The following is a 12719-nucleotide window of genomic DNA, read 5'->3' as shown; positions in this document are numbered from 1 at the left end:
GTCAGGCCGAGAGCTCGGTGCGGCCCTTGGCGCGACGCGCCGAGAGGATGCCGCGGCCGGCACGCGTGCGCATGCGGGCACGGAAGCCGTGCTTCTTGGCACGACGACGGTTGTTGGGCTGGAAGGTGCGCTTGCTCATGGGTCACTCCGGAGGTGGTGTCGCCCGATGCTCTTCTGCCGGGGACGGGGTCGGGACTGCCGTATAGGCATAAGTCAACCGACTAAGGCTACGTCGTACCGGCCGTTAACTCAAACCGAGAACGCGACCGCCCATTATCCCCAGGGGTTGTCCACAGGCGTGGCAAAGACACGCGGACGGGTCTTACAGTGGATTTTGCTCCGCGAGAGCCGCGAACTAGCGTGGCCCCGGAAGTTATCCACAGGTTCGGCGCGACTCGTCGATCGCCCGTCGCGTCTAGATCCCGGAGGGGATATGTCTTTGCACGAAGTACCGGATGTCCCCGTCTGGTCAGCCGTGCTGGACCATCTTCTCACCGACGATCGCGTCACCCCGCAGCTGCACGGCTTCCTCAATCTGGCCGTCCCGCAGGGTGTCATGGGCGGCACGCTCTATCTCGACGTGCCGAACGATCTGACCGCGGCGCAGTTCAACAAGCGCATGCGCGCGCCGATCCTCGAAGCGCTGGCTCACGTGCAGGGCAGCGATCCCGACATCGGCATGTTCCGGGTGGTCGTCAACCCCGACATCGTCGAGTCCCACCGGACGCCGGTCACCCCCGTCGGCGACCGGACCCCCTCGGTGCCCGCGATGCCCGCGCACTCCAACGTCATCGACCAGGTGCCCGAACCGATCGTGCCGGCCTCCCGCAACGACACGCGCCTGAACCCCAAGTACACCTTCGACAACTTCGTCATCGGGCAGTCCAATCGGTTCGCCCACGCGGCCGCGGTCGCCGTCGCCGAGGCGCCGGCCAAGGCCTACAACCCGCTCTTCATCTACGGTGATTCGGGGCTCGGCAAGACGCACCTCCTCCACGCGATCGGCGACTACGCCGCGAGCATGTACGCCGGCATCCGCGTCCGGTACGTGTCGAGCGAGGAATTCACGAACGACTTCATCAACTCGATCGCGAACAACCGCGGCTCCGCCTTCCAGGCGCGGTACCGCGACGTCGACATCCTCCTCATCGACGACATCCAGTTCCTGCAGGGACGCGCGGAGACGCAGGAGGCGTTCTTCCACACGTTCAACACCCTGCACGATCACGACAAGCAGGTCGTCATCACCAGCGACCTGCCGCCCAAGCAGTTGACCGGGTTCGAAGATCGCATGCGCAGCCGCTTCGAATGGGGCTTGATCACCGACGTCCAGGCACCGGACCTCGAAACGCGCATCGCCATCCTTCGAAAGAAGGCGCAGAGCGAGCGGCTCCTCATCCCCGACGACGTTCTCGAGTACATCGCCACGGTCGTGTCGTCGAACATCCGCGAGCTCGAGGGTGCCCTCATCCGCGTGTCGGCGTTCGCGAGCCTGAACCGTTCGACCCTCGACATGTCGCTCGCCCAGACGGTGCTCCGGGACATCATCGACCAGGACGACGCCAACGTGATCTCGCCGACCGACATCATCACGGCCACGGCGCAGTACTTCAAACTCTCCGTCGACGATCTCTACGGCTCGAGCCGGTCGCAGGCGGTGGCGACCGCACGTCAGATCGCCATGTACCTCTGTCGTGAGCGCACGAGCCTGTCGCTGCCGAAGATCGGCCAGCTGTTCGGCAACCGCGATCACACGACCGTGATGTACGCCTACAAGAAGATCAGCGACCTGATGAAGGAGCGCAGATCCATCTTCAACCAGGTGTCGGAGATCACGAGCCAGCTCGGGCGCATGCGCTGAGCGCCGATCTCCAGAGGGGCCTTTTCCGCGATCACGGAAAGGGCCCCTTCGCCGTTTTCGCCCGCTCATCAGGCATATAGACGCTCTCAAGACACATCTTTCAGGGGGTTCTACACAGTGTGGAAAACTTGTGGATAACTCGCATTTCCTGCGGATGAGGTGTGCACGAACCTGTTAACTCTGTGGAGGAGGCATGGCCGCCCGCTGCCCTCGATCCTGTTAACACACGCCTCTGTCCGCAGGTCGTCCACAGCCGGAGACGCCGTCTTCGCCTGCTGTTAACACGCGTGTCGCGAGTTATCCACACTCTCCACAGCGGTTAACAAGATGAAGACTTGAACTCTTCGTTAAGGCAGATTCGATGACCTTGCCGTGCCGACGACGCTCGACGTGCTCGTCGCGAAGGGGGCACTAGCATGGGTAAGCCATACCCGCCGTCAAGGGAGCGCCCGTGAAGTTCCACGTCAATCGCGATGTGTTCAGCGAAGCCGTCTCGTTCGTGGTCAAGCTCCTGCCCCAGCGCAACCCTCAGCCGATCCTGGCGGGTGTTCTCATCGAGGCCGGCGAGCAGGGTCTGACCCTGGCTGCATTCGACTACGAAGCGTCCGCGCGCACCACGATCGAGGCCACCGTCGACGAACCCGGCACGATCCTCGTCCACGGTCGACTCCTCAGCGACATCGCCAGCCGTCTGCCCAATGCCCCGATCCAGATCGCAGTCGACGACGACGGCGGCATCCTGCTCACCTGCGGTTCGGCGCGATTCACTCTCGCCTCCATGCCCGTGCAGGAATACCCCGCCATTCCCGAGGTGAGCGGTGAATCCGGGCTCGTGCCCGCGGACGAGTTCGCCACCGCCATCGCCCAGGTCGCCTTCGCCGCCTCCCGCGACGATGTGACCCCCGTCCTGACCGGCGTGCAGCTCGAGGTCACCGGTACGCAGCTGAGCCTCGTCGCCACCGACCGCTATCGTGTCGCGCTTCGCGAGATCCCCTGGGACGGCGGGTCCGCGGCATCCGATGAGCCCACATCGGCGCTCGTGCCGGCACGAACCCTGCAGGAGGTCGGCAAGACCTTCGCGCACGGCGGCGACATCTCGATCGCGTTCTCGGGGTCGGGCGACCGCGAGATCATCGCCTTCTCGTCGGGCAACAAGACCGTGACATCGCTGCTCATCAAGGGCAACTTCCCCCCGGTCCGTCGGCTCTTCCCCGCGCAGACCGAGCACCACAGCGTCGTGAACACCGCCGACCTGGCCGAGGCCGTTCGCCGCGTCGCGCTCGTGCTCGATCGCTCGGCTCCGCTGCGGTTCACCTTCGGCCCCGACGGTGTCTCGATGGACGCCTCCGGCACGGAGCAGGCGCGCGCGACGGAATCCGTCGACGCGACGCTGGTGGGCGATGAGGTCACCCTCGGGCTCAACCCGCAGTACCTCCTCGAGTCGCTCGGCGCGGTGCGCAGCGAATTCACGCGCATCACCTTCACCTCGAGTGACAACGCCAACAAGCTCAGCCCGGTCCTCGTGACCCCCCAGACCTCGGTCGACAAGGGCGGCGAAGGCACGTTCAAGTACCTGTTGCAGCCCAACCTCCTCCTGCGCTGAGCCCGGTCCCGTCGCCGTGTCGGAGGTGGCGGGTAGTCTGACCCGGTGATCGTGGAGCAGCTCGGACTGAAGGACTTCCGCAATTACGCGGGTACCGATGTCTCGCTCTCCCCCGGGGCGAACGTCTTCGTCGGGCGGAACGGCCAGGGCAAGACGAACCTCGTCGAAGCCGTCGCCTACCTGGCCACGTTGGGTTCCCACCGTGTCTCCACCGACGCGCCGTTGGTCCGTGACGGAACGGATGCCGCGATCGTCCGCGCGCGGCTCGCCCACGGTGAGCGGAGCGTGCTGCTGGAGCTGCAGCTCAACCGCCAGGGCGCGAATAAGGCGCGGGTCAACGGCGTGAACGTCCGCACCTCCGAGCTGCCGCGGTACGCGCAGGTCGTGCTGTTCGCGCCCGAGGATCTGCAGATCGTCCGGGGCGATCCCTCGGCACGGCGACGTTTCGCCGACCAGCTCATTGTGCAACGCACACCGCGCATGTCCGCGGTTCTCGCGGACTACGACCGCGTGCTGCGTCAACGCAGCGCGCTGCTCAAGTCGGCGCGCGCTCGCGGCCTGCGCGCCGATGCCCTCGGAACCCTCGACGTGTGGGACGACAAACTCATCACCCTCGGCACCGAGGTGATCGAGGAGCGTCTGGCCCTGGCATCCGATCTGTCCGCGCCCGTGGCCCGCGCGTACGCGGCGATCGCCGGCGCAGATCACGACCCTCGACTGACGTGGGCGCTGTCGGTGGGCGGGGGAGACCCCGAAGAAGGGTCCGCGGCCGCGGCGGACCGATCGTCGGCCCCCCTCGCCGAGCAGTTCCGCGCCGCGCTGGCCGCGCGCCGCCCGGCCGAGCTCGAGCGCGGGCTCACCCTGGTCGGTCCGCACCGCGACGACCTGGTGCTCGAGGTGCGCGGACTGCCGGTCAAGGGATACGCCTCTCACGGGGAGTCCTGGTCGGTCGCGCTCGCGCTGCGCCTGGCATCCGCCGAGCTCCTCCGAGCGGAGTCGCGCCTGGGCGACCCCGTCCTGATCCTCGACGACGTGTTCGCCGAGCTCGACGCGGGCCGGCGTGCGCGCCTGGCTGAGCTGGCGGGCGGATACGAACAGGTCATCGTGACGTCGGCCGTCGAAGAAGACGTGCCCGACGCGCTGCGCGCGCACGTCGTGCGGGTCGAGGCGGGCCGGATCGAGGAGCCGGTCGATGAGTGACGAGCCCGAGCTGCCCGAGACCCTGGCCACCTACCTCCGTCTGCGCGGACTGGAGCCCTCCCCGTATCGCAAGAAGAAGCGTCGCCGACGGACGGACGACGGGGACAACGCCCCCTTCTCTCCCGGTCGCGATCCCCGGGGTCTCGGAGATGTGCTCTCCGCGCTCACGCAGTCGGCCGGCTGGGAGCCCCAGCTGTCGCGTGAGGACCTGGTGCGTACGTGGGACGAGGTGGCCGGCGCGGACACCGCGGCGCACACGCGGCCGGTGGCTCTCGACGCCGGAACACTCACCGTCCAGGCCGACTCCACCGCCTGGGCGAAACAGCTGCAACTGATGCGCGCGCACATCCTTTCCGAGATCATCCGACGTTTCCCCGACGCGGGCGTCGAGGCGATCCGGTTCGTCGGACCCGACGTCCCCTCGTGGAAATGGGGGCCCAGAGCCGTTCCAGGCCGTGGTCCGCGCGATACCTACGGCTAGACCATGGTCGATCCCGGATCGAGGTGATTTCTCCCCGCAACGGGCCGCACACACCGTTCGACGAGACCGGGCGCGATAGGATGGAGGTTCCGACGAACCGATCTGGAGCGCGCGTACTCATGACGTCCGAAAACCCCGACAGCGTTTCCGAGGAACCCGAAGCGTCCCCGACGGCGAAGGTTCCCAACGAGTACGGGGCAGACGCCATTCAGGTGCTCGAAGGACTCGAGGCCGTTCGCAAGCGGCCCGGTATGTACATCGGTTCCACCGGCGAACGGGGCCTGCACCACCTGGTGCAGGAGATCGTCGACAACTCCGTCGACGAGGCCCTCGCGGGTTACTGCGACACCATCGACGTCACGATCCTCAGCGACGGCGCGGTGCGCGTGATCGACAACGGTCGCGGCATCCCGGTCGACATGCACCGCACCGAGGGCAAGTCCACCGTCGAGGTCGTCCTGACCGTGCTCCACGCCGGCGGCAAGTTCGGCGGTGGCGGGTACGCGGTCTCCGGTGGTCTCCACGGTGTCGGCTCCTCGGTCGTGAACGCGCTGTCCACCCGCCTCGAGGTCGAGGTGCAGCGACAGGGGCACGTGTGGCGTCAGTCGTTCCGCGACGGTGGGGTTCCCCTCGCCCCGCTGGCGAAGGGCGAGGAGAGCGAGAAGACCGGCACGTCGATCACGTTCTGGCCGGATGCCACCATCTTCGACACCGTCGACTTCGACTACGACACCCTCCGCACGCGCTTCCAGCAGATGGCGTTCCTCAACAAGGGACTGCGCCTGAGTCTGCGTGACGAGCGACCGCAGTCGCTGATCACCGAGGGTGAACCCGGCGAAGAGGTCACCGAGGCTCGTCACGACACGTTCCTCTACGAGCGCGGTCTCGTCGACTACGTCGAGCACCTCAACCGCGTGCGCAAGGCCGACGTGGTCAACGACGAGATCATCGAGGTCGAGTCCGAAGACACCGAGCGCAAGATCGCGCTCGAACTGGCGATGCAGTGGACGACGGCGTACACCGAGAACGTCTTCACCTATGCCAACACGATCAACACGCACGAGGGCGGCACCCATGAAGAGGGCTTCCGCGCGGCCCTGACGACGCTCGTCAACCGCTACGCGCGCGCGAACAACCTCCTCAAGGAGAAGGACGACAACCTCACCGGTGACGACATCCGCGAGGGGCTGACCGCCGTCATCTCGGTGAAGCTCTCGGAGCCGCAGTTCGAGGGCCAGACCAAGACCAAGCTCGGCAACACCGAGGCGCGCGCGTACGTGCAGAAGGTGGTCGGCGACAAGCTCGGCGACTGGTTCGACCGCAACCCGAGCCAGGCCAAGAACATCATCCGCAAGGCGATCGATGCCGCGACCGCCCGTCTGGCCGCCCGCAAGGCGCGCGAGACCGCCCGCCGCAAGAGCGTCTTCGAGTCGGCGGCCATGCCCGACAAGCTCAAGGACTGCACGTCGAAAGACCCGTCCATCAGCGAGATCTTCCTCGTCGAGGGTGACTCCGCCGGCGGCTCCGCCGTGCAGGGCCGCGATCCCCACACGCAGGCGATCCTGGCACTGCGCGGCAAGATCCTGAACGTCGAGCGCGCGCGCCTCGATCGCGCCCTGGGCAACAAAGAGGTCCAGGCGATGATCCAGGCCTTCGGCACGGGCATCGGCGAGGACTTCGACATGGCCAAGGCGCGGTACCACAAGATCGTGCTCATGGCCGATGCCGACGTCGACGGCCAGCACATCACCACGCTGCTGCTCACCCTGCTGTTCCGCTACATGCGCGGTCTCATCGAGGCCGGATACGTCTACCTCGCACAGCCGCCGCTGTACCGCCTGAAGTGGTCCAACCACCCGCACGAGTACGCCTACAGCGACCGGGAGCGCGACGCGATGCTGGTCGACGGCCAGGCATCGGGCCGACGGATCCCGAAGGACAACGGCATCCAGCGCTACAAGGGTCTCGGCGAGATGAACGACCACGAACTGTGGGAGACCACGATGGACCCCGAGACGCGGACGCTGCGCCAGGTGACCATCGACGACGCGGCCGCGGCCGACGAGATCTTCTCGGTGCTCATGGGCGAAGACGTCGAGTCGCGCCGGAGCTTCATCCAGCGCAACGCCAAAGACGTCCGCTTCCTCGACATCTGATCTCGTCCCGCACGACGAACGACGACGCCCTACGAAACTGAGAAGACATGGCTGACGACATCACGCCCGAGCCCGACGACGTCCGGTCGGATCCCGCGCACAACCACGGCAAGATCGACCAGGTCGACCTTCAGCTCGAGATGCAGCGGAGCTACCTCGACTACGCGATGAGCGTCATCGTCGGCCGCGCGCTCCCGCGCGTCGAGGATGGTCTCAAGCCCGTGCACCGTCGCGTGATCTACGGCATGTACGACGGCGGCTTCCGCCCCGACAAGTCCTTCTCGAAATGCGCCCGCGTCGTCGGCGAGGTCATGGGTCACTACCACCCGCACGGTGACGCCCCCATCTACGACGCCCTCGTGCGCCTGGTGCAGCCGTGGTCGCTGCGGTACCCGCTCGCTCTCGGGCAGGGCAACTTCGGCTCGCCGGGCAACCAGGGGGCGGCCGCCCCGCGGTACACCGAGACGAAGATGTCGCAGCTCGCGCTCGAGATGGTGCGCGACATCGAAGAAGACACGGTCGACTTCGAGGACAACTACGACGGTCAGACGCAGGAGCCCGTCGTCCTGCCCTCGCGCTTCCCCAACCTGCTGGTCAACGGCTCCGTCGGCATCGCGGTCGGCATGGCCACCAACATCCCGCCCCACAACCTCCGTGAGGTCGCCGCCGGCGCGCTCTGGGCGCTGGAGAATCCGGATGCCACGCGCGAAGAGCTGCTCGAGGCGCTCATGGAGCGCATTCCCGGGCCCGACTTCCCGACGGCGGCGCAGATCCTCGGTACGCGCGGGATCAAGGACGCCTACCGCACCGGCCGCGGCTCCATCACGATGCGGGCCGTCGTCAACATCGAGGAGATCCAGGGCCGTACGTGCCTGGTCATCACCGAGCTGCCGTACCAGGTCAACCCCGACAACGTCGCGGTGAAGATCGGCGACCTCGCACGCGAGGGCAAGATCACCGGGATCGCCGACATCCGCGACGAGACCTCGGGCCGCACCGGGCAGCGCCTCGTCGTGGTGCTCAAGCGCGACGCCGTCGCGAAGGTCGTGCTGAACAACCTGTACAAGCACACGCAGCTGCAGGAGAACTTCGGCGCCAACATGCTCGCCATCGTCGACGGCGTGCCGCGCACGCTCTCGCTCGACGGCTTCATCAGTCTGTGGATCGACCACCAGATCGACGTCATCGTCCGCCGCACCCGCTTCCGCCTGCGCAAGGCCGAGGAGCGCATGCACATCCTGCGCGGATACCTCAAGGCGCTCGACGCCCTCGACGAGGTCATCGCGCTCATCCGCCGCTCCCCGACGGCCCAGGATGCCAACGAGGGACTGCAGAAGCTCCTCGACATCGACGACATCCAGGCGCAGGCGATCCTCGACATGCAGCTGCGTCGCCTGGCGGCCCTGGAGCGCCAGAAGATCGTCGACGAGGCGACCGAGCTCGAGGCCCGCATCGCGGACTACAACGACATCCTCGTCACGCCCGCGCGTCAGCGCACGATCATCCGTGACGAGCTCACGGCGATCGTCGACCGTTTCGGCGACGACCGCCGGACGGAGATCCTCCACGGGTTCGACGGCGACGTGTCGATCGAAGACCTCATCGCCGAAGAAGAGATGGTCATCACCGTCACCCGCGACGGCTACATCAAGCGCACGCGAAGCGACAACTACCGCTCGCAGCACCGCGGCGGGAAGGGCGTGAAGGGCGCACAACTGCGCGCCGACGATGTCGTCGAGCACTTCTTCGTCACCACCACGCACCACTGGCTGTTGTTCTTCACGAACAAGGGCCGCGTCTACCGCTCGAAGGCCTACGAGGTGCCGGAGGCGGGTCGGGATGCCAAGGGTCAGCACGTCGCGAACCTCCTCGCGCTGCAGCCCGACGAGGAGATCGCGCAGATCCTCGACATCCGCGACTACGCCGTCTCGACGTATCTCGTGCTCGCCACCCGCGGGGGCTTGGTGAAGAAGACGCGCCTCGCCGAGTACGACACCAACCGACAGGGCGGCGTCATCGCCATCAAGCTCCGCGGCCAGGCGACCGAGGACGGCGACGAGGGCGAGCCGGGCGCGGCCGACGAGCTGGTCAGCGCGCTCCTCGTGGACGAGGGTGACGACATCCTGCTTATCAGCCGTCTGGGCATGTCGCTGCGCTTCTCCGCCACCGACAGCGCGCTGAGGCCGATGGGCCGGTCGACGTCGGGCGTGAAGGGCATGGACTTCCGAGAGGGCGACAGCCTGCTCTCGGCATCCGTTGCGAAGGACGACGAATTCGTCTTCGTCGTGACCGAAGGCGGCTACGCCAAGCGCACCGCGGTGACCGAATACCGGATGCAGAACCGCGGCGGTCTCGGCATCAAGGTCGCCCGCCTCACCGACGATCGGGGTGTCCTCGCCGGCGGAATGATGGTGTCGGAGGGCGACGAGGTGCTCGTGGTTCTTGCCAGCGGCAAGGTGGTACGCTCTGCCGTGGCCGAGGTACCCGCCAAGGGTCGCGACACCATGGGTGTCGTTTTCGCCCGTGCCGGTGGCGACGACCGCATCATCGCGATCGCCCGCAATGCCGAGCGGAACCTGGCCGAGACGACGGAGACGACCACGGAGCCCACCGCATCCCCCGCGGACGAGGCCGCCGCCTCCGCCCCCGAGACCACCGAGGAAAGTACTGACGCATGAGCACGGTAGCTGACAAGCTCGCGAAGAAGTCGACGCACAAGACCCCGGCGAAGCAGGTGCGTCTGCGCCTGGTCTACATCGACTTCTGGTCGGCGGTGAAGCTGTCGTTCCTGGCGGCGGTGGCCCTGGCCATCGTGACGGTGGTGTCGTACTTCCTGCTCTACCTGGTGGTGGCTGCGACGCTGCTTCCGAAGCTCGACGAGTTCTTCATGAGCTTCACCGACGGCTCGGCGAACCTGTCGCAGTACGTGGGGCTTCCGCAGGTCATGGCGTTCGCCGCGATCATCGCCATCCTCAACCTCGTCGTCGTGACGGTGCTGGGCGCCGTGATGGCGGGGATCTACAACCTCGCGGTGAAGGTGACGGGCGGCCTGCTCGTCGGCTTCACCTCGAACTGACCTCGATTCGTGAAAACCTCGGGATTCCGGTAAAGTCTTCGAGGTTGACATCACGTCAGCGAGACGGGGCTATAGCTCAGGCGGTTAGAGCGCTTCACTGATAATGAAGAGGTCCCAGGTTCAAGTCCTGGTAGCCCCACCCCTCCCCTCGCGGGGCCTTAGCTCAGCTGGTAGAGCGCCTGCTTTGCAAGCAGGATGTCAGGAGTTCGAATCTCCTAGGCTCCACAATCGAAGATGAGTCGTGAGATGGGCGGCACGTGAGTCGCTCACGAGAGACATCTCCACGAGAAAGAGCCCGGCCATCGGCCGGGCTCTTTCGTTCTGTCGTGCCAGAGATGCTGATGGCGTTGGTCGCGATCATGCAGCCGGCGTCGGTGTGGACGAACGTGGGGTGGTCGTCGGCGATGGGGATGAAGCGTTTGCCGCGGTGTCTAACGCCTGTACCGAGGTGATGCATGCGTCTGGCGCGGCGGCAGCCGATTCGCCCGTTGACCACCGCACACGAGGCGCTGAACCGGTCGAGCCTCCGGCGTCTCAGTCGTCGCTCCTTCCAGCCAGGAGAACGTGGCCAGTCGCGTCCCTACGCGGTTCGACTCAAGAGGAGACGCGCGGTTCGACTCAATATGACATGGGTCATTCGACCCATGGCAGGACGACAAATACTTGGAGCATGTCTGCCCCATCGTTTGAGGAGGAGCCGCACGTACGTTGGCTCGTGCGCACGGAGCGAGGACTTTCGGCGTCGGACTCCGCGTTCTTCGACGCGCATGACGGGCTGCGCGAACTGGTCTTGCACTTCGATGCCCGCCGGTCGGCGCCCGTGCGCGGCCTCCTCGTGACGGGCCGCGATTGGTTCCGGATCGAGGTCGGACCCGCCGGCACCGACCGGCTCACCGTCGAGCTCAGTGCGACGAAGGTGCCCCCTCCTTACGGTCTCACCGCTCGAGAACTCGATGTGCTGACCCTGATCACCCTCGGTGAGACGAATCAGTCCATCGCCGATTCCCTGGCGTTGAGCGCGAGCACGGTCCGTTCGCACGTGGAACACTTGCTGTCGAAACTCGGCCAGCGGCGTCGGAGCGTCCTGGCCACGATCGCCGTCGAGGAAGGATTGCGACGGATCTCGGAACCGCGCCCGGCGCACACGGCTGCCGCGAACGCCACAGCCTCCTCCGGCGTGCGCCGCGTGTCACCGAGCTTCTTCGCGCCCCGACGGCCTCTCGTGATCGGCGCCGTGGCACCCGACGGGGGCACGGGCGCAGATCTTCGGCGCGGCGCACAACTCGCCCTCGAGACGATCAACCGCCGCGGCGGCGTTCGTGACCGACCGATCGAGCTGCGGTGGGCGGCGGTACCCGTAGACGGAGATCCGGTTGCCGTGCTGGACGGCTGGGATGCTGGCGCGATCGATGCTCTCACCTACTTCCACGGTGCGGGTTCCGCGGAGCGGTTCCTTGAGAACGCGGGGGAGCGGGAGATCCCCGTCCTGCACAATGTGCACGACGGACCGGCGGGCCGTCATGGGCCCTTTACCTATCGCATATGCCCGAGCGTCGACGTCTATGGGACGGCGTTCACCTCGTTCGTGAGAGATGCGATCAGACAGCAGAGGATCCCTGCCGGCGATGGCCGCGTCGTGGTGCTCGGCGAGGACCCCGGTGTCGTCGGCCCGATCCGTCGCGGTCGCGGCGGAGCGCCGATCAAGGGAGTCGACCTCGTCGAGGCCCGGGACGAGGCGTCGTGGCGATCGGCGGTGCAAGACCTGCGGAACGACCCGCCGAGTGCGGTGCTGCTGGCCTCCTTCGACCCTCATCTGGTCTCGATTTTCCTCGAGGCTTTCGAGGCGAGCTCATTTCCGTCGCTGCTTTTCGGATTGTGGGTGCCCGGCACACCCGAGCTGCGGGTACCACCGCCCGAAGGCTTCGTCTGGGCGAGCAACAGCGGCCGTCCGCGCGACGCGATCAGCGCGAACTTCGAACGCGACTTCGCGCACATGCACCACACGACGCCATGGCTCACCGCTGGTCTGCAGTTCGACATGGTGGGCGTCATCGCCCACGGCTGGGCAACCGCGTCGCGCCTCGACCTGTCGACGAGCGTCATCGAGGCGATCCGGCGCAACGTGCACCGGGGCGTCAACGGGGGCTACTACTTCGGCGACCGTTCCCACGACTGCTTGTCGTTTCCGTCGCAGATCTCCGATACCTCTCTCGGACATCCGCGGCTCGTCTACCAGCACATCGGCGGTGTCAGCCGGCGAATCGGACCGACGGCTTTCGCAGACACAAGAACGCGCACCCCGGGGTGGCTCACGGTCTCGTGAAGAAGTGACGTATTGCTAC

Annotated in this window: 9 protein-coding genes and 2 tRNA genes; 10 read left to right on the top strand and 1 reads right to left on the bottom strand. The window is 66.5% G+C overall.

Features of this window, described 5'->3' with window-relative positions; all coding sequences use genetic code 11:
* Position 1: 1 nt before the first annotated feature.
* Complete coding sequence (gene rpmH, locus QE392_RS03560; RefSeq protein WP_055952712.1) at positions 2-139, bottom strand: 50S ribosomal protein L34; 138 nt, start codon at positions 137-139, stop codon at positions 2-4.
* A 294-nt stretch (positions 140-433) separates the two neighbouring features.
* Here rpmH and dnaA point away from each other — a divergent pair, with 294 nt between their 5' ends.
* The 10 genes from dnaA to QE392_RS03510 all read left to right on the top strand — a co-directional run bounded on the left by dnaA (position 434) and on the right by QE392_RS03510 (position 12700).
* Positions 434-1861, top strand: a complete 1428-nt coding sequence (gene dnaA / locus QE392_RS03555; RefSeq protein WP_307448003.1) for a chromosomal replication initiator protein DnaA — start codon at positions 434-436, stop codon at positions 1859-1861.
* 451 nt (positions 1862-2312) lie between these two features.
* The gene (dnaN, locus tag QE392_RS03550) at positions 2313-3464 is read left to right on the top strand and encodes a DNA polymerase III subunit beta (protein ID WP_307447999.1); all 1152 of its coding nucleotides are present in this window, start codon (positions 2313-2315) and stop codon (positions 3462-3464) included.
* A gap of 45 nt (positions 3465-3509) precedes the next feature.
* Entirely contained in the window at positions 3510-4664 is a 1155-nt protein-coding gene (recF, locus tag QE392_RS03545; protein WP_307447996.1) for a DNA replication/repair protein RecF, read from the top strand.
* Positions 4657-5145, top strand: a complete 489-nt coding sequence (locus tag QE392_RS03540; RefSeq protein ID WP_307447991.1) for a DUF721 domain-containing protein — start codon at positions 4657-4659, stop codon at positions 5143-5145. The genes recF and QE392_RS03540 overlap by 8 nt, the downstream gene beginning before the upstream one ends.
* Positions 5146-5264: 119 nt before the next feature.
* Positions 5265-7301, top strand: coding sequence for a DNA topoisomerase (ATP-hydrolyzing) subunit B (gene gyrB / locus QE392_RS03535; RefSeq protein ID WP_307447988.1), 2037 nt, complete (start codon positions 5265-5267; stop codon positions 7299-7301).
* A 47-nt stretch (positions 7302-7348) separates the two neighbouring features.
* Positions 7349-9979, top strand: coding sequence for a DNA gyrase subunit A (gene gyrA, locus QE392_RS03530; protein WP_307447986.1), 2631 nt, complete (start codon positions 7349-7351; stop codon positions 9977-9979).
* Positions 9976-10377 (top strand): DUF3566 domain-containing protein, encoded by a 402-nt coding sequence (locus QE392_RS03525; protein ID WP_307447983.1) that lies wholly within the window; start codon positions 9976-9978, stop codon positions 10375-10377. Before gyrA ends, QE392_RS03525 begins: the two co-directional genes overlap by 4 nt.
* Before the next feature lie 65 nt (positions 10378-10442).
* Positions 10443-10516: transfer RNA gene (locus tag QE392_RS03520), tRNA-Ile, on the top strand.
* Positions 10517-10529: 13 nt separating this feature from the next.
* Positions 10530-10602, top strand: a tRNA-Ala gene (locus QE392_RS03515).
* A gap of 166 nt (positions 10603-10768) precedes the next feature.
* Positions 10769-12700, top strand: coding sequence for a LuxR C-terminal-related transcriptional regulator (locus QE392_RS03510; RefSeq protein ID WP_307447980.1), 1932 nt, complete (start codon positions 10769-10771; stop codon positions 12698-12700).
* Positions 12701-12719: the final 19 nt, after the last annotated feature.

Origin of the sequence: Microbacterium proteolyticum, from assembly GCF_030818075.1 — a bacterium.
In the GTDB taxonomy this organism is placed as follows: domain Bacteria; phylum Actinomycetota; class Actinomycetes; order Actinomycetales; family Microbacteriaceae; genus Microbacterium; species Microbacterium proteolyticum_A.
This window is presented reverse-complemented; position numbering and strand designations above follow the sequence as displayed.

What these genes read in the sequence shown, in the direction of transcription:
- dnaA (WP_307448003.1), top strand. Translation starts at nt 434, where the DNA reads ATGTCTTTGCACGAAGTACCGGATGTCCCCGTCTGGTCAGCCGTGCTG.
- gyrA (WP_307447986.1), top strand. Translation starts at nt 7,349, where the DNA reads ATGGCTGACGACATCACGCCCGAGCCCGACGACGTCCGGTCGGATCCC.
- rpmH (WP_055952712.1), bottom strand. Translation starts at nt 139, where the DNA reads ATGAGCAAGCGCACCTTCCAGCCCAACAACCGTCGTCGTGCCAAGAAG.
- gyrB (WP_307447988.1), top strand. Translation starts at nt 5,265, where the DNA reads ATGACGTCCGAAAACCCCGACAGCGTTTCCGAGGAACCCGAAGCGTCC.
- QE392_RS03525 (WP_307447983.1), top strand. Translation starts at nt 9,976, where the DNA reads ATGAGCACGGTAGCTGACAAGCTCGCGAAGAAGTCGACGCACAAGACC.
- QE392_RS03540 (WP_307447991.1), top strand. Translation starts at nt 4,657, where the DNA reads ATGAGTGACGAGCCCGAGCTGCCCGAGACCCTGGCCACCTACCTCCGT.